General features: G+C 68.2%; 17 protein-coding genes. 6 read left to right on the top strand and 11 right to left on the bottom strand.

Annotation, left to right across the window (positions count from 1 at the left end):
* Positions 1 to 117: 117 nt before the first annotated feature.
* Positions 118 to 1,728: a cryptochrome/photolyase family protein gene (locus ACFVY3_RS02705; protein WP_400158675.1), complete on the bottom strand. Its 1,611-nt coding sequence runs from the start codon at positions 1,726 to 1,728 to the stop codon at positions 118 to 120.
* A gap of 50 nt (positions 1,729 to 1,778) precedes the next feature.
* The gene (locus tag ACFVY3_RS02700) at positions 1,779 to 2,681 is read right to left on the bottom strand and encodes a dihydrodipicolinate synthase family protein (RefSeq protein ID WP_400158674.1); all 903 of its coding nucleotides are present in this window, start codon (positions 2,679 to 2,681) and stop codon (positions 1,779 to 1,781) included.
* An 80-nt stretch (positions 2,682 to 2,761) separates the two neighbouring features.
* Between ACFVY3_RS02700 and ACFVY3_RS02695 the strand changes: the two genes are divergently transcribed.
* Positions 2,762 to 3,313 (top strand): DUF3090 domain-containing protein, encoded by a 552-nt coding sequence (locus ACFVY3_RS02695; RefSeq protein ID WP_290255798.1) that lies wholly within the window; start codon positions 2,762 to 2,764, stop codon positions 3,311 to 3,313.
* A 49-nt stretch (positions 3,314 to 3,362) separates the two neighbouring features.
* On the opposite strand, the gene ACFVY3_RS02690 is transcribed toward ACFVY3_RS02695, so the two are convergent.
* Both ACFVY3_RS02690 and ACFVY3_RS02685 read right to left on the bottom strand, forming a co-directional pair.
* Positions 3,363 to 4,031, bottom strand: coding sequence for an SDR family NAD(P)-dependent oxidoreductase (locus ACFVY3_RS02690; RefSeq protein WP_400158673.1), 669 nt, complete (start codon positions 4,029 to 4,031; stop codon positions 3,363 to 3,365).
* 76 nt (positions 4,032 to 4,107) lie between these two features.
* Positions 4,108 to 4,803: a helix-turn-helix transcriptional regulator gene (locus ACFVY3_RS02685; RefSeq protein WP_400158672.1), complete on the bottom strand. Its 696-nt coding sequence runs from the start codon at positions 4,801 to 4,803 to the stop codon at positions 4,108 to 4,110.
* A gap of 73 nt (positions 4,804 to 4,876) precedes the next feature.
* On the opposite strand from ACFVY3_RS02685, the gene ACFVY3_RS02680 reads away from it, so the two are divergent.
* On the top strand, positions 4,877 to 5,602 hold the full coding sequence (locus ACFVY3_RS02680; protein WP_400158671.1) for an alpha/beta fold hydrolase: 726 nt from the start codon (positions 4,877 to 4,879) through the stop codon (positions 5,600 to 5,602).
* A gap of 46 nt (positions 5,603 to 5,648) precedes the next feature.
* Here ACFVY3_RS02680 and ACFVY3_RS02675 read toward each other — a convergent pair whose 3' ends face one another.
* The 3 genes from ACFVY3_RS02675 to ACFVY3_RS02665 all read right to left on the bottom strand — a co-directional run bounded on the left by ACFVY3_RS02675 (position 5,649) and on the right by ACFVY3_RS02665 (position 7,608).
* Entirely contained in the window at positions 5,649 to 6,251 is a 603-nt protein-coding gene (locus tag ACFVY3_RS02675) for a hypothetical protein (protein WP_400158670.1), read from the bottom strand.
* Positions 6,252 to 6,468: 217 nt separating this feature from the next.
* Entirely contained in the window at positions 6,469 to 6,732 is a 264-nt protein-coding gene (locus tag ACFVY3_RS02670; protein WP_400158669.1) for a hypothetical protein, read from the bottom strand.
* Between the two features lie 306 nt (positions 6,733 to 7,038).
* Positions 7,039 to 7,608, bottom strand: a complete 570-nt coding sequence (locus ACFVY3_RS02665) for a TetR-like C-terminal domain-containing protein (RefSeq protein WP_290255803.1) — start codon at positions 7,606 to 7,608, stop codon at positions 7,039 to 7,041.
* 54 nt (positions 7,609 to 7,662) lie between these two features.
* On the opposite strand from ACFVY3_RS02665, the gene ACFVY3_RS02660 reads away from it, so the two are divergent.
* On the top strand, positions 7,663 to 8,163 hold the full coding sequence (locus ACFVY3_RS02660; protein ID WP_400158668.1) for a DUF4188 domain-containing protein: 501 nt from the start codon (positions 7,663 to 7,665) through the stop codon (positions 8,161 to 8,163).
* Between the two features lie 114 nt (positions 8,164 to 8,277).
* Here the strand turns inward: ACFVY3_RS02660 and ychF are convergent, their stop codons facing one another.
* Complete coding sequence (gene ychF / locus ACFVY3_RS02655; protein WP_400158667.1) at positions 8,278 to 9,363, bottom strand: redox-regulated ATPase YchF; 1,086 nt, start codon at positions 9,361 to 9,363, stop codon at positions 8,278 to 8,280.
* A 77-nt stretch (positions 9,364 to 9,440) separates the two neighbouring features.
* Here ychF and ACFVY3_RS02650 point away from each other — a divergent pair, with 77 nt between their 5' ends.
* Entirely contained in the window at positions 9,441 to 10,691 is a 1,251-nt protein-coding gene (locus ACFVY3_RS02650) for a DNA recombination protein RmuC (RefSeq protein ID WP_400158666.1), read from the top strand.
* 15 nt (positions 10,692 to 10,706) lie between these two features.
* Here ACFVY3_RS02650 and ACFVY3_RS02645 read toward each other — a convergent pair whose 3' ends face one another.
* Positions 10,707 to 11,798: a 4-hydroxy-3-methylbut-2-enyl diphosphate reductase gene (locus tag ACFVY3_RS02645; protein WP_400158665.1), complete on the bottom strand. Its 1,092-nt coding sequence runs from the start codon at positions 11,796 to 11,798 to the stop codon at positions 10,707 to 10,709.
* A gap of 22 nt (positions 11,799 to 11,820) precedes the next feature.
* Complete coding sequence (locus ACFVY3_RS02640) at positions 11,821 to 12,687, bottom strand: hypothetical protein (RefSeq protein WP_400158664.1); 867 nt, start codon at positions 12,685 to 12,687, stop codon at positions 11,821 to 11,823.
* A gap of 227 nt (positions 12,688 to 12,914) precedes the next feature.
* Here ACFVY3_RS02640 and xseA point away from each other — a divergent pair, with 227 nt between their 5' ends.
* Both xseA and ACFVY3_RS02630 read left to right on the top strand, forming a co-directional pair.
* Complete coding sequence (gene xseA / locus ACFVY3_RS02635; RefSeq protein ID WP_400158663.1) at positions 12,915 to 14,201, top strand: exodeoxyribonuclease VII large subunit; 1,287 nt, start codon at positions 12,915 to 12,917, stop codon at positions 14,199 to 14,201.
* Positions 14,202 to 14,227: 26 nt separating this feature from the next.
* The gene (locus ACFVY3_RS02630) at positions 14,228 to 14,470 is read left to right on the top strand and encodes an exodeoxyribonuclease VII small subunit (RefSeq protein ID WP_400158662.1); all 243 of its coding nucleotides are present in this window, start codon (positions 14,228 to 14,230) and stop codon (positions 14,468 to 14,470) included.
* On the opposite strand, the gene ACFVY3_RS02625 is transcribed toward ACFVY3_RS02630, so the two are convergent.
* The gene (locus ACFVY3_RS02625; RefSeq protein WP_400158661.1) at positions 14,467 to 15,321 is read right to left on the bottom strand and encodes a polyphosphate kinase 2 family protein; all 855 of its coding nucleotides are present in this window, start codon (positions 15,319 to 15,321) and stop codon (positions 14,467 to 14,469) included. The genes ACFVY3_RS02630 and ACFVY3_RS02625 overlap by 4 nt on opposite strands.
* Positions 15,322 to 15,328: the final 7 nt, after the last annotated feature.

The raw sequence follows: 15,328 nt of genomic DNA, 5'->3' as shown, positions 1-15,328 counted from the left end.
ATTCCGCTGTGTAAATTTTGTGAAAATTCGTTGACGGATACGTTACCGGGGGCTATTGACGGCCCGGCAAAAATCCGCTTGCCGGCGCCCGGACGAGCTTTCCCAGTTAAGCCGTAATTACCGGGCTCCCTTTGCGGTGAGCCGGTTCCCCGGCCGGCCGGCCGCCAGGAGGACTTCAGCGCGGTCCCGGTGGCGGGCGCGCGTCTCCGGATCCATCCCGTCCAGCAACGAGACGACCATCCGCGACCGCGGGTTTGCGGCGAACACCGCCCGGTGGTCCGCGATGAACGTCCAGTACAACCCGTCCCAGTCCGCCGTCCACTCTCCCGGCGGGAGATCCGACATCTTCTTCAGGTAATTGCTGCCGGAGACGTAGGGCTTGGTGGTGATGGCGTCCCCGGCAGCGAACTGGCTCATCGCGTAGACGTTGGGGACCATCACCCAGTCGTAGGCGTCGATGAACAGTTCCATGAACCACTCGTAGACGGCGTCCGGGTGGATGCGCAGCAGGGACATGGCGTTGCCCAGGACCATCAGCCGTTCGATGTGGTGGGCGTAGCCGGTGGCCAGGACGCGGGAGATCACCAGGTCCACCGGCGCCAGGCCGGTGCCCGCGTCCCACCAGCCCTCACCCAGTTCATTCCGATGGCCCAGCCGGTTTGCGCTGCGCAGGGCACGGCCGCCGGTGCGGTAGGTGGCGCGCATGTATTCGCGCCAGCCGATGACCTGCCGGATAAAGCCTTCCACCGAGGCCAGGGGCGTAGCCTCTGTGGCTCCGTCCAGGACAGCCTCGACCACCTCCCGTGGGTCCAGCAGGCCGATGTTCAGGGCCGGGGTGAGCAGGCCGTGGGCGATGAACGGGTGGCCGGCGGAGATGGCGTCCTCGTAGGGTCCGAAGTCGTTCAGCCGGTCCCGGACGAATTCGCGCAGATGGTCCCGGGCCTCCCCGGCGCTGGTGGGCCAGGCGAAAAGCTTCGGGTCCCCGGGGGCGTCCGGGAACTCCCTAGCCACCCAGTCGATCGCGTCCGCGACGTCGCGGTGCTGGCCGGCCTGTGGGCCGCCGTCGGGCTGTTCCGTCGCGGGTCCGTCCAGTCCCGTCAGGTCGAAGCTGCCCTGCGGCTCGACGGCGGGATGACCGGCGAGCCGGCCCACCATGGCGGGGGTATAGCCGCGCGGGAGCTTCTTGCGGTTCTCCGCGTCGAAGGACCACTTGCCGCCCACGGGCCGGCCACCCTCCATCAGGAGGTCCAGCCTGCGGCGCTGCCACACGTAGAAGTCGTGCATGCGTGCGGTTTTCCCGGCAAACCAGTTGTCGATGTCCCGGCGGCTGGTGAGGAAGTTCGGGGTCTCCAGCACGTCGGCCTCGCGCGGCCGGTAGCCGCCCTTGTTCAGGGCGGCGTCCAGGTCCCGCTCCAGCCAGTCGTCGACGACGTCGAACCACGTCACCCGGGACGGGCGGCGGCCGCGGACCAGTTCGCTCAGCTGATCGCCGGAGGTCCGCCCGGCGTCGCTGGCCAGGACCTCCACCTCGAAGCCGCGGCCGCGCAGCCGGCGGGCGAAGCGGGTCATCGTGGCCCGGTGCAACACCAGCTTCTGGGCGTGGAACGAGTACTGGCGGAACATCAGATCGTGCTCGATCAGTACGAATAAGGTCCCGGCCGCCGCGTCCAGGTGCTGGTCGAACAGCTGGTGCGGGAGGACGAGGCGCAGTTCCGGGCCGGGGCTCATGACCCTACGATAAAGGACTCCTGACGGCGGTGCCCTGAGTCAACCCTGAGTCAAACCAGGTCCAGGGCCTTGAGGACGCGGGCGACGCGGGCCCGCTGCTCCGTGTCCAGCCCCCGGATGGGCAGCGGAAGGCTCGGCCCCTGGACGAGGCCCAGCTGTTCGGCCACCGCCGCAACAACGCGGAGGCTGCCGCCGAACTCCTGGAAGAGTTCCCACAGCGGGCCCAGCCGCGTGGACTCCGCCGCCGCGTCCGCGGCCCTTCCCTCCTGGACGGCCCGCGTGATGGTGAGCGCAGGCCCGGGCAGCGTCCCGGCGATCACGGAGTACCAGGCGTCGCAGCCAGCTGCCAGCCCGGCCGCGGCGGAAGCATCCCCGGAGATGCCGATGGTGACATGGGCGGGGATGACGGCCCGGATCCCCGCGACCCGCGCTCGGTCCTCCGCCGGTCCGGCGGGGACGGCCGGGATCTTGATCGAAGCGATCCCCGGGAGCGCCGCGATGTCCGAGTACAGTTCGGTGGTGAAGGTGAAGCGGGTGGTCCCGGGATTGTCGTAGACAATGACGGGCAGCCCCGTGTGCCCCGCGACCGTCTCGAAGAGCCCGAAGACGTCGTCCGCGGTGAGTGGCTGGTAAGTCATCGGGGCGAGCAGGACTCCTGCGGCGCCGGCGCCTTCGGCGGCGTCGATATGGCGGAGGACGTCTGAGGTGCGAAGCGCGCCCACCCCGACGAACACTGGCACGTCGCCGGCGTTGGCGACAGCCAGGCGTGCCACACCGGCCCGCTCCTCCGGGCTGAGGTAGGCGTAGGAGCCGGTGGACCCGAGGGCCGTGATCGAGTCAACCCCGGCCGCGGCCAAGCGCCGGACGAGGCCACCGAACGCACCCTCATCAACCGCGTCCCGTGTCAGCGGCGTCAGAGGGAAGGCACTCAGGCCGGTAAAGCTGGGGTTCACTGGATGCTCCTTGCCATGGCGGCCCACTGTATAGGCGGGCCCGAAGGGCAGCGGCCGGCCCTTGCGCCTAGAATACTGACATGCCCACACGTGTTCACGAGTTTGACTGGCCAGACCGGGTGGTCGTCGGCACCATCGGCGTTCCGGGGGCGCGGACGTTTTACCTCCAGGTGAACGCCGGGTCGCAGACGGTGAGCATCGCCCTCGAGAAGCAGCAGTCGGCCCAGCTGGCGGAGAAGATCGACGAGATCCTCGACCAGCTCTTCACCGTCGACGGCAATCCCTTCAGCGTGCCGACCAGCACACCGGTCGAACTGGTCGACAACGATCCGCTGGCACCCGTCCAGGAGCAGTTCCGCGCCGGTGCCATGACGCTGGGCTGGGACCCGACGACGGCCCAAATCATCATCGAGGCCTACCCGATCACCGACGTCGACGCCGATGAGGACGATGATTCGTTCGACGACGACGCGGACGACCGCGAGATGCTCCTGGTGCGCATGCCGGTGGGAACCGCGCGGGCCTTCGCCAAACGCACCCGGGAGATCGTGGGAGCCGGGCGTCCGACCTGCCCGCTCTGCGGCTACCCGATGGACCCCGACGGTCACACCTGCACCCTTCCCGGCATGTGATTTCCCCTGGGAGGGCCAGGTTCTTCCGGCCCCTCGGGTCTTCAGTGGGTCAGGACGCGCCGCCCACGAAGGCCGTGCTGGGGAGGTCTTTCTCGCCGTCAACGATGGCGGTGACAATGCGGGCGGCCACCGCGTCCGGGTCCAGCGCCGCGCCGAATTTGGGTGCCTGCCCGGCGATCGGATGCTCGGACAGCGCGGTGCCGGTATGGCCCGGCCTCGCGTCCAGGATCCGGATCCCGGCGCGGCGGAACTCGCGGCCGGCGGCCACCGCGAAGGCTGCGAGCGCGGCCTTTGACGCCGAATAGGCCGCCAGCCCGGCGACGGGCGCCTCGGCGACAATCCCGCTCAGGGTGACCACGAACGGGTCCCGGCCCGCCCTCGCCGACTCCGCCAGGTGCGGCTGGGCCCCGGCTATCAACTCGATGACACTGGTGGTGTTCACGGCGAAGAGTTCGTCCACCGTTGCCGGGTCCAGGTCGGCCGCTGCGCCGAAGGCGACAACACCCGACGCCACCACCATCCCGTCCAGCCGGCCGTGCTGGGCCATCACGCCCTCAAGTACTTCCCTGACCGCGGCGGGCGCGCGCAGATCCTGTCCGCCGGAGCGCGAGGACCGGACCACGGCGGCTCCGCCGTCCTCCAGCCGGGCGGCGATGCGCGACCCGAGCCCTCCCGTGGCACCCAGCACCAGAACAACTGCACCCTCAAGCGTCGTCATGGCTCGATCCTAGGTCAGAGCCAACGCGCTGCCCAGCACTTGCTCCCGGCTGGTCTCGCCTTCGAACCACCGTGGCTCATCCTTCGACGTGCACCGATCGTGAGGTTGCGGGCGGTGCACCGATTTCCTCAACGGAGTGGGTTCCGCAGGGCTCACGCGTCACGGAGGCGTGGCTGATGCGGCTCACCCGGAACCAGCGCATGGCGTCGCGGAGCCGGCACCAGCCAATCAGATACCAGACACCGTTCGTCGAGGCGAAAATGACCGGCTCCACATCGCGCAGGGTTTCGCTGCCCTGCTGCGCGCAGTAGCGGATGCGCACCACCCGCTGTTCCGACATCGCCTCCTCCAGTGTCGACCTGACGGCCCTGATCCCGGATCCCTTCGTGTCCACCCAGATCCGGCGCGCCAGGGCGTCAACGCTTTCCCGGGTCCGCGGATCGAGCACGTCCATGATCTTGCGGACAGCCACGGAGGCCAGGTCGGCGTAGGGTGCCTCGGGAGCCGCCGACACCGCGGCAAGGAGCGCCACCGCCTGACCCGGAGTCAGGCTCACCGGAGGCAGGTTGGCCTGCGGCACCACACCGTAACCGCCGCCGGGGCCCGGCCGCGCCCAAATTGGGGTTCCACTGTTCTCCAGTGCGTCGATATCCCGTTTGATCGTGCGGACCGAAACACCGAACTCGGCGGCCAGGCGCTCCGCAGTGCACCCCCGGACGCCGCTGCGGCGCAGCCTTTCCGAGAGGGCGTGCAGCCGCTCGACCCGTTTCATCTGTTCAACCCACCCGAAACCATGCCATAAATAGTGCCATACCGTTGTCCGGAGGGCGCACGAAGATGAGGACATGACATCATCTGCAATCTCGCCCACGATCCTGCTTGTCCCCGGCTACTGGCTGGGAGCCTGGGCCTGGGAGGAGGTCCTGCAACACCTGACGGCCGCTGGCCTCCACGCGCTTCCCTTGACCCTGCCCGGCCTCGACGACGCCGATCCCGTCCGGCTCACCCGGACACTCGATGACCAGGCTGCGGCCATCGAAAAGGCCGCCCAAGATGCCGGCGGCCCGGTGGTCGTCGTGGCGCACAGCGGAGCGAATGCCCCGGTCAGCCTCGTCCTCGACCGGCGCCCCGGACTCATCAGCCGGGTGGTCTGGATCGACAGCGGACCGGCGGCCCCTGGCGTGGCTTTTGCCCCCGATTTCCCGAAAGACGCCGAAGCGCTCCCGTTGCCGGCCTTCGAATCCCTCGGCCACCAAGCAAGCCTCGAAGGCCTGGACGCGGAGCAGTTGGAGCGCTTCCGCAGCCGGGCGGTGTCGGAGCCCGGGCCTATCGTCCGCCGGCCCGTAGACCTCACCAACGACGCGCGCTTCAAGGTCCCCACCACCTTCGTCTGCTGCTCTATGGCGAGCGCACAGGTCAAGGAACTCGCCGCGGGCGGCCACCCCATGTTCGCCGAAGTCGCCCACCTCAAGACGGTCACGTACGTCGATCTCCCGACCGGCCATTGGCCTATGTGGAGCCGCCCCGCAGATCTCGCCGGGGTCCTCGTGTCCGAGGTTGCATCCGCCTGAAACGCCGGCGTCGGGCCGGTGCCGCCCGCTGCGCGGCGCCGGCCCGCTAGCGCGTACGCCCTGCGATCGGCGCCGCCGTCGTCCTTCGGCGCCTGGATGCGCGGGCGGTCAGGACCGCCGCTGCGGCAGCCACCACGACGCACCCCACGATCGCCACAAGGATCGAAGTCCTCGGCGCCGTTGCGGAGGCCTTCGCCGGGGCTTTCAGGCCGCGCCTCGCGACTTCGGGCACGTTCCAGTCTGAAGCCGAGGGGAAGATTCCCGGGGGCAGCTTCTCCTCACGGAGCTCGCGGCGCGTCTCGAGACGCTCCCGGACCTGTTCATTCGGCGCGGAGACGGCGTCGTCCGCTGCCAGAGCCGTCGGGAAGTCGATGATGTACGGCTCGCCGTAGTACGCCGAGGATGCCACGGACTCCAGCCAGGTGAAGGGCGGCTCGTCCACGCCATGGTCTGCGAACGCCGCCCGCAGCCGCGTGATGATCTCATCAAGGCTCCTGCCCTTGGAGTCCTTGCTGACCTCGAAGATTGCCAACTGGAGCTGCAGTTTCGCCTCGGCATCCGGGTCGGTCGCGGCCGGGTCCTGACCGGTCGGGTCCTCGGCCGGCAGTTTGGCGTTCACGTCGGCGGACTTGCTGGGGTCAGGATTCATGGGTTTCCTTTCGTCGTGCGTCTGCGCCGTTCGCCCCGCTGCCATAAGCCGGAGACGTTCGACGACGACGGCGCGCTTGTCATCGCGGACTACGCAGCCACGGTGTGGCTCCTACCGGGATTATCCCCCACGATACCGACAGCAGACTTAGTATCGCGTGGGATTTCCCACCACCCCGCAGGGCGGGTAGCGGTCCACAATGTTGGGAGAAGGATGGTCAGGCGCTCTTGATGACGCTCGGCGGTTCCTGCTCCGGCCCGGGGTCGGGCCCACGTCCGGGGCTTGGACGGGCACCGTCCAGGAGTTGCTGCTCCCCGTGCACAACCTGATTGACGTATCCCGTGAGACGGTCCGCCTCGGCGCGGTAATTGTCGGGGTCGGTCAGCGACATCGTCGCCTGAACAATCAAGTTCCCGTTCTTCGCGGCCACTCGGAGGAAATGGGCCGGCCGTCGGCCATCAAGGATGATGGTGGCTATCACGGCACCGGCGTCGGGACGCCAAACGGGGTCGCGGGTCTCTGACCACACTCCGCAACCGACCCAGTGATGGCCGGCAGCCCACGGCTGCCGGCCATCACTGCGTTCTTGGCCATCTCAGGAGTTCTGGTAATCGAGGCCAACGCTTCGAGTCGGAAATCCGCTATGTTCCATCCCGGAATAACGCGTTGATACGCGCCCGCTCATGCCTTTCTACCCACCCTCGACGTCCCGAATGGTGCTGAGACTCTGTCAACCGATGATGTAATCTACGTCCGGCCTCCCTTCGCGCGAGGCCAAGGTCCTTCCCTACCGTCCCAGCGAGCGGCTAATTTGCCTGAGGGCGGCATCATAGGCCCCGTCCCACGTCCAGCCAGCCGCCGGCGCCCCGGCAAGTTCCAGTGACACCATCCCATGGACTTGGCCCCACACCGCGCCCACCGTCGAGGCGATCTCATCCCCCGGGGCTCCGGGCAGCGCAGCCTCGACTGCGGCGAAGAGCGGCCCCATCGCCGGTTCAGCGGCTCCGGGTGTCGGCCGGCAAGGCACCTGGCTGGTCAGCGAACCCCCGAACATCAGGCCGTAGAGGACAGGATGCTCCAAGGCCCAGGCCCGATAGGCCAGCCCTAATGCTTCGACACCGCCGTGGGCCGCGTCCCGTTGGGAGGCAGCAAAGGACGCGAAGCCGTCGTCGAGTACGGCACTCAGCAGTTCCGCTTTACCCCCGAAGAGTGAATACACCGCCGTCGTCGATGTTCCCGCGGCAGCGGCCAGACCGCGCAGCGATACGCCCGCGGCGCCGTCGCGGGCGATCAGGGAGGCGGCGGCGTCGAGCAGCCTCCGCCGCAGGTTGTCGTCATGAACTACGGGTCTTGCCATGGGACCAGTATTCCATAACACTGTTCTGTAACACTGTTATGGAAGGAATGAGACATGGCGGATCACGTTCACACAGGGCGTTTCACGGCCGCTCCCGAAGGGCCGGTGACAGTCTTCCTGATCGGAATGCGGGCCAACCGATGGTGGAAACTCGGGAAGGTGGCACAGGTGGCGGCGTCCATGCCCACGATGCTTGGCTACCTGGCCAAGACGCCGGAGGCCGGGCTGCTGGGCTATCAGCAGTGGTTCGGCCGGACCACGATCATGGTCACCTACTGGAAGAGCCCCGAGCATCTGCAGCGGTTCGCGGCGGACCGCTCCGCACCGCACCTTGAGCCCTGGCGCCGGTTCATGCGGGAATCAGCCGGCACCGGCGACGTCGGAATCTGGCATGAGACCTACGAGACGATCCCGGGTGGAAGGGAAAGCATGTACAGCGACATGCCGGTGTTCGGGCTGGCAGCAGCGACCGGCCACGTCCCGGTCGGGGCGGGACTCAACACCGCTCGCCAGCGTTTGGAGGCAGACAGGGCGGGGCATCATCGGTCCGAATGAGACGTCCAAGCCGAGGCCGGCAGGCGGCTTCATTTTCGTTCGGAAGCCCAAAAAAGCGGATGGCCGCCGGGAACAGGTGTTCCCGGCGGCCATGCCTTTGCGGTCCTTCGCGGATTAGACGTTGAAGCGGAACTCCACCACGTCGCCGTCGGCCATGACGTATTCCTTGCCTTCGATCCGGACCTTGCCGCGGGACTTGGCCTCGGCCATGGAGCCGGCGTCGATCAGGTCGTCGAAGGAGACCACCTCGGCCTTGATGAAGCCGCGCTGGAAGTCCGAGTGGATGACGCCGGCGGCCTGCGGGGCGGTGGCGCCCTGGTGGATGGTCCACGCGCGGGTCTCCTTGGGACCGGCCGTGAGGTAGGTCTGCAGCCCCAGGGTATGGAAGCCGACGCGGGCCAACTGGTCCAGGCCGGACTCGTCCTGTCCGTTCATTTCCAGCATCTCGCGGGCCTCTGCCTCGTCGAGTTCAACGAGGTCGGACTCGAGCTTGGCGTCGAGGAAGATGCAATCGGCGGGAGCCACCAGGGCGCGCAGTTCATCCTGCTTCTCGGGGCTGCCGAGGATGCCCTCGTCGGCATTGAAGACGTAGATGAAGGGCTTGGCCGTCAGCAGGCCCAGCTCCTTGAGGTGTTCCATTTCCAGCTTGTCGCTCTTGATCGAGGAGAAGATGGTGTCGCCGCGCTCCAGGACCGTCTGGGCCGCCTTGACGGCTGCCAGCTCGGCAGCCTCGCGCTTCTTGATCTTGACTTCTTTTTCGATCCGCGGGATGGCCTTCTCGATGGTCTGCAGGTCAGCGAGGATCAGCTCGGTGTTGATCGTTTCCATGTCCGAGCGGGGATCGACCTTGCCGTCGACGTGGATGACATCGGGGTCGTCGAACACGCGCACCACCTGGGCGATGGCCTCGGCCTCACGGATATTGGCGAGGAACTGGTTGCCCAGGCCTTCGCCCTCGGACGCGCCCTTGACAATGCCGGCGATGTCAACGAAGGACACTGCGGCCGGCAGAATGCGCTGGGAACCGAAAATTTCGGCCAGCTTCTCCAGCCGCGGGTCCGGCAGGTTCACGACGCCGACATTGGGCTCGATGGTGGCGAACGGGTAGTTCGCCGCGAGCACCTGGTTGCGGGTCAGTGCGTTGAAAAGAGTTGATTTGCCGACGTTGGGCAGTCCGACGATGCCAATAGTAAGAGCCACGAGGATTGATTCTACCGGTAAACGGCTCCCCGGCGTCGCTGGCTAAAACTGTCAGAGGTGCGTGCCAGAGTGAAGGTATGGACGCTTTCGCACTCATTCTTGCCCTCCTGATGCTGCTCATCGGGGCCGCCGCCGGCGGCGGTTTCACCTTCGTCGTACTCCGCCGCCGCGCGATTGGCCTCGAGCAGGACTTCGACGGGCTGTCCGCCCGGCTTTCCGAGACCACGGCCCAGCTTGCTGCGGCCGACGCCGAACGCCGGCTCCTCGCCGCGCAGAACCGCGAGCTGGGTGACGCGCGGGCGCAGGATGGCAGTGTGCTGCGCGCCCTGGCGCCCGTGGCCGAGAAGCTTTCCGCCGTGCAGCAGCAGGTCTCACTGCTGGAGCGGGACCGGCTGGAGCAGTACGGCCAGCTCGCCCAGCAGCTGCAGGAAGCCAGGCTCTCGGATGAGCAGCTGCTGCGCTCCACCCACGCCCTGGAATCCGCGCTGCGGTCGAACAGTGCGCGCGGCCAGTGGGGCGAGGTGCAGCTGCGCCGCGTCGTCGAGGCGGCCGGGATGCTGCGGCACGTGGACTTCCACGAGCAGGTCCACAGCAGCGGCTCGGACACCGCCGTCCGGCCGGACCTCGTAGTCCAGCTCCCCGGGGCGAAGCAGCTCGTGGTCGATGCCAAGGTTCCCCTCACCGCGTACTTGGAGGCGCAGGAACTCGGCGCCTCCGGCCGGGCCGGCCACGCCGCCGCGGGGACCGCGGGGCAGGGCCCGTTGCTGGCGGCGCACGCCAAGGCGCTGAAGTCCCATGTGGATGCGCTGAGCGGAAAGAAGTACTGGGACATCCCCGGCAACGCCCCGGAACTGGTGATCTGCTTCCTGCCGGCCGAATCCATCCTGGCCGCGGCCCTGACGGCTGATCCGGCCCTGCTGGACTACGCCCTGTCCCGCAACGTGGTGCTGGCCTCCCCCGGCACGCTGCTGGCCGTCCTGAAGTCCGTGGCCTTCACCTGGCGGCAGGACGTGCTGACCGACAGTGCGCGGGAGCTGTTCGAACTGGCCCAGCAGCTTTACGAGCGGATGGGCACCCTGGGCGAGAACGTCTCCAAGCTGGGTTCCTCACTCAAGACGTCCGTGGACCGGTACAACTCGATGGTGGGAACCCTTGAGGCCCGGGTGCTTCCGACGGCGCGCAAACTCAATGCCATGGACACCGCCGGGCTCGCCGCACCGGTCACCGTCAAGGTGACACCGCGCTCCGTGGCCGCGCCGGAGCTCCAGTACGAGTCCCCCGCCGTGGCCGCAGCCGGACCGGCCGAAGCGGGAGAGTCGGCCGCCTAGGAATCCGGCTAAGGGCTAGGAACTGGCCGCGGGGCGTGACCCGCGGCCGCCCAGGGCGCGGGAGACGTCGCCGGCCTGCTTGAGCGTAGCCCGCAGTTCCTTGGGCAAGGAGAACAGCAGGTCTTCCTCCGCGGTAACGACTTCCTCCACGGTGCCGTAGCCGTAGTCGGCCAGAAGCCGGAGCACCTCCTGGACCAGGACCTCGGGCACGGAGGCGCCGGAGGTGACGCCGACGGTGGCGACGCCCTCGAACCAGGACTCGTCGACCTCGTTGGCGAAGTCCACCCGGTAGGAGGCTTTCGCGCCGTACTCCAGGGCCACCTCCACCAGGCGGACGGAGTTGGAGGAGTTGGCCGAGCCGACAACGATCACCAGGTCCGCCTGCGGCGAGATCTTCTTGATCGCCACCTGCCGGTTGGTGGTGGCGTAGCAGATGTCGTCGCTGGGCGGATCCTGCAGGGTCGGGAAGCGTTCCTTCAGCAGCCGGACCGTCTCCATGGTCTCGTCGACGCTGAGGGTGGTCTGCGAGAGCCAGATGACCTTCTCCGGGTCCCGGACCGTGACCTTGTCCACCTCGTGCGGGCCGTTGATGATCTGAATGTGTTCGGGGGCCTCGCCGGCGGTGCCCTCGACCTCCTCGTGGCCGTCGTGGCCGATCAGCAGGATGTCGAAGTCGTCCTTGGCGAAGCGCACGGCCTCGCGGTGGACCTTGGTCACCAGCGGGCAGGTCGCATCGATGGTGCGGAGGCCACGGTCCTCGGCGGACTGCACCACGGAGGGGGCCACGCCGTGCGCGGAGAAGATCACCAGGGCGCCCTCGGGGACCTCGTCGGTTTCGTCGACGAAGATGGCCCCCTTCTCCTCCAGCGAGCTGACCACGTGGACGTTGTGGACGATCTGCTTCCGCACGTAGACCGGCGGCCCGTAGTGCTCGAGCGCCTTTTCCACGGCGATCACGGCGCGGTCAACGCCGGCGCAGTAACCGCGCGGGGCCGCCAGCAGCACGCGCTTGGGCCCGGAAACGGGGGCCGCGGCCAGGATTTCCTCCGGCGAACGCCGCCGGCGCGGAACGGAGGGCATCGGAATGGAAACAGCGGTGGACGTCATGTCCCCATGCTACCGGTGTTCGCTACGGCCGGGCCGTGGGCCGCCTGCGCTGGGCGACGACGCGGAGCACGATGCCGGCCACCAGCAGCGCACCGCCGGCCACCAGGGCGGCGATGATACACTGCCCGAAGTTCGCGGTGGCGGCGTCTACGAATTCGCGCTTGAAGATGCCCGCGACGTCGTTGCCGCCCGAGGTCGCCAGGACAGCCTTCCCGGCCAGGTCCGAGCCGAACTTCCACACCGCTGCCAGCACGAGCGCGCCCAGGCCCATACCGGCCAGAACGGTCCACTTGCGGCGGGCAGCGACAAAAGCCAGGAGGAAGGCGATGGCCGCCCCCACGGCCACGGGCGTTCCCATCGGTGCATAGGCGGACACGCGTTCGATCATCTGGCGCTGGCTGGATTGCCCGATGTTGACCCGGACCGTGTCGGGGGCCTTCAGCGTTAGGGGCAGCGGGGAAGCCTCGGTGATCCGTTTCACCACCAGACCCACCAACGGTGCGACGTCGAGGGTCAGGGAGGTAGCGCCGTCGGTTTCCGGGGGCAGCGTCGACGGGTCCGCAAAGCTCAGCCGGTGACTGCGGCGGAGAGTCTCCGCCCAAGCATCCGCGTAGCCCGGAGCGGTGGTGAGGGACTTCGCCGCGTCGGTCAGGATCGGTTTGATCAGGTTGGCGAGCGCGTCCGGGAGCTGCTGCTGGCCGGTGCCGATGCCGTTCACCGCCGCCGTCGCCAGGCCCTGTTGGAAGGCGGGATCCTTGCCCAGCGGAGCGGTGAGGGCAACAAACCCGTCCTCCTGGACGATGTTGCGGTCCACCCAGAGGGCGGGGACGGCGACCGCGGACAAGGCCAGGCCGATCAGTACGGCGATGGCCGAGACAAAAGTGCGCACGAAAGTCTCCTGGTGGGTTGGGAGTGAAGCCATCCTACGGGTGAGCCCGGGCGGACGGTAAAACCACCGCGCGCCCCGTCACCAAGAGGCCTGCCGTTATAAAGTCGGACGCCGCTGGTATTGCTATGGATAGAGTTGAAGCCGGCCCCGCCGCCGGAATCGTTCCGCGACCACCACCGAAGGACCCGCAACCATGCACCTGGCACCCCGCGTCGACAGCCGCCGGCATGTCTGAGGAGACCGCCGAGGCCTCTACGCTGCCGGCCACTGCGGCCGGTACCAGCCCGGACAATCCGTGGCCGCTGCAGTTGCTCTCCCAGAAGCTGAAGGGCTACATCGACCGGGCACCGTCGGCGTGGGTGGAGGGACAGGTCATCGAACTGAACCGCCGCGGCTCCAACGCCTACCTGACCCTCCGGGACATCGACGCGGAGATCTCCCTGCCGGCGTCGGTCTGGAGCAGCGTCCTGGACCGGCAGGCGACCCCGCTGGAGCGCGGCTCACGCGTCGTGGCCCTGATCAAGGCCGAGTTCTGGCTGAAGACCGGCCGGCTGAACATGTCGGTCAAAGACATCCGCCCGGTGGGGCTCGGTGACCTGCTGGCGCGGATCGAGCGGCTCCGCCAGGCGCTGGCCGCCGAGGGGCTCTTTGCCGAATCCCGCAAGAAACGGCTGCCGCTCCTGCCCCACCGGATCGGGCTGATCACCGGCCGGGACTCGGACGCCAAGAAGGATGTGCTCCGCAACGCGGCGTTGCGCTGGCCCGCCGTCGAGTTCGAAGTCCGTGAGGTCGCTGTCCAGGGCAACACCGCCGTCGCGCAGGTCCTCGGCGCGCTCCGCGAGCTCGACGCCCATCCGGGGGTGGACGTCATCGTGATCGCCCGCGGCGGCGGCTCCCTCGAGGATCTCCTGCCGTTCAGCAGCGAGGAGCTCATCCGCGCCGTCTCCGTGGCGTCGACCCCGGTGGTCAGCGCGATCGGCCACGAGGCGGACCGGCCCATCCTCGACGACGTCGCAGACCTGCGCGCCTCCACCCCCACCGACGCGGCCAAGCGGATCGTGCCCGACGTGGCGGAGGAACTCGCCCGGGTCCGGCAGGCCCGCGACCACCTGCGCCGCGGTGTCGGCCGGCTGGTCGACCGGGAAACGGACCGGCTGGCATCGCTCCGGTCCCGGCCCGTCCTCTCGGCCCCCGAGGGGATGATCACCAACCGCCACGACGACGTCGAGCGGCTCAAGAACCGCTCGCACTCCGCGATCACCACAGCGGTGGTTCGCGCCGCGGACCAGCTGGTGCACCTCAAGGCGCAAATCCGGGCCCTGTCCCCGCAGAAGACCCTGGACCGCGGCTATGCCGTGGTCCAGCTGGACGACGGCATCGTCGAACCCGGGGCCCGGCACGAGGTCATCCGCTTCCCCGAGGAGGCCCCGGACGGCACCGCCCTGGCAATCCGGGTGGCCGGCGGAAAATTCACCGCCCGGTCCACCGGTGGCGCCGAACCCACCGACGACTAACCCAACAGACCACCAGGAGAACCACCATGGCAGCGGACAGCGCGTCAACGCCCACCACCCACAATGACCTCGACGCCCTCAGCTACGAGGAGGCCCGCGAACAGCTCGTCGCGGTCGTCGGCAAGCTGGAAGCCGGCGGGGTCAGTCTCGAAGACTCACTCGCCCTGTGGGAGCGCGGCGAGGCACTGGCGAAGCGTTGCGAGCAGTGGCTGGAGGGTGCCCGGAAGCGCCTGGCCGCCGCAAAGGAGCAGGCGGCCGACGAGGGCTAGGAGCGCCGGACCAGCTCCCGCTCCATGTCCAGGTCGATCTCCGGGGCGGGCCACTGCAGAGCCAGGGACTCCAGCGCGTCCAGCAGGAGCTGCTGCACGGCGATTCGGGCGTACCACTTCTTGTTTGCCGGCACCACGTGCCAGGGCGCGTGCTCGGTGCTGGTCCGCTCAAAGGCAGCCTGGTAGGCGTCCATGTAGTCGTCCCAGAAGGCCCGCTCCTTGAGGTCGTTGCCGCTGTACTTCCAGTGCTTGGCCGGATCGTCCAGGCGGGCGAGCAGGCGCTCCTGCTGCTCGTCCCGGCTGATGTGCAGCATCACCTTGACGATCTTGGTGCCTGCCGCGGCCTGCCGGGCCTCAAATTCGTTGATGGCCCGGTAGCGGCGGTCCAGTTCCTCGGCGTCGGCCCACCGGTGCACGCGGTGGATCAGGACGTCCTCGTAGTGGGAACGGTCGAAGACGCCGACCATCCCGGCCGCCGGCACCTCCTTCTCGATCCGCCACAGAAAATCGTAGGACTGCTCCTCGGGCGTGGGTGCCTTGAAAGATTTCAACTGCACGCCCTGCGGGTTCATCTGGCCCATGACGTGGTTGACGATCCCGCCTTTGCCGGCGGTGTCCATCGCCTGCAGGACCAGCAGGACCCGCTTCTTGCCACCGGCGCGTGACTCCGCGAAGAGCTGCTCCTGGAGCCGGGTCAGCTTGCCGTCCAGTTCGCCGAGCAGGGTCTCGCCCGCGGCCTTGTCGCCGCTGTACCCGGGGGTGGCGCCGGGGTCCACATCGCCCAGGCTGAACTTCTTGCCCGCCCTCAGCAACTCGGCGGGATGTTTCTCAAAGTTCACGGCGTCTGCCATTACAGCC

Source organism: Arthrobacter sp. BPSS-3, from assembly GCF_044628475.1.
Classification (GTDB): Bacteria; Actinomycetota; Actinomycetes; order Actinomycetales; family Micrococcaceae; genus Arthrobacter.
The sequence above is the reverse complement of the archived record's forward strand: the minus strand, read 5'-3'. Positions and strand labels throughout refer to the sequence as shown.

Excerpts from the sequence above, each read along its gene's own strand:
- ACFVY3_RS02625 (WP_400158661.1), bottom strand. The coding sequence starts at position 15,321 with ATGGCAGACGCCGTGAACTTTGAGAAACATCCCGCCGAGTTGCTGAGG.
- ACFVY3_RS02690 (WP_400158673.1), bottom strand. The coding sequence starts at position 4,031 with ATGACGACGCTTGAGGGTGCAGTTGTTCTGGTGCTGGGTGCCACGGGA.
- ACFVY3_RS02665 (WP_290255803.1), bottom strand. The coding sequence starts at position 7,608 with ATGGCAAGACCCGTAGTTCATGACGACAACCTGCGGCGGAGGCTGCTC.
- ACFVY3_RS02645 (WP_400158665.1), bottom strand. The coding sequence starts at position 11,798 with ATGACGTCCACCGCTGTTTCCATTCCGATGCCCTCCGTTCCGCGCCGG.
- ACFVY3_RS02650 (WP_400158666.1), top strand. The coding sequence starts at position 9,441 with ATGGACGCTTTCGCACTCATTCTTGCCCTCCTGATGCTGCTCATCGGG.
- ACFVY3_RS02695 (WP_290255798.1), top strand. The coding sequence starts at position 2,762 with ATGCCCACACGTGTTCACGAGTTTGACTGGCCAGACCGGGTGGTCGTC.
- ACFVY3_RS02685 (WP_400158672.1), bottom strand. The coding sequence starts at position 4,803 with ATGAAACGGGTCGAGCGGCTGCACGCCCTCTCGGAAAGGCTGCGCCGC.
- ACFVY3_RS02705 (WP_400158675.1), bottom strand. The coding sequence starts at position 1,728 with ATGAGCCCCGGCCCGGAACTGCGCCTCGTCCTCCCGCACCAGCTGTTC.
- ACFVY3_RS02675 (WP_400158670.1), bottom strand. The coding sequence starts at position 6,251 with ATGAATCCTGACCCCAGCAAGTCCGCCGACGTGAACGCCAAACTGCCG.
- ACFVY3_RS02680 (WP_400158671.1), top strand. The coding sequence starts at position 4,877 with ATGACATCATCTGCAATCTCGCCCACGATCCTGCTTGTCCCCGGCTAC.
- xseA (WP_400158663.1), top strand. The coding sequence starts at position 12,915 with ATGTCTGAGGAGACCGCCGAGGCCTCTACGCTGCCGGCCACTGCGGCC.
- ACFVY3_RS02660 (WP_400158668.1), top strand. The coding sequence starts at position 7,663 with ATGGCGGATCACGTTCACACAGGGCGTTTCACGGCCGCTCCCGAAGGG.
- ACFVY3_RS02630 (WP_400158662.1), top strand. The coding sequence starts at position 14,228 with ATGGCAGCGGACAGCGCGTCAACGCCCACCACCCACAATGACCTCGAC.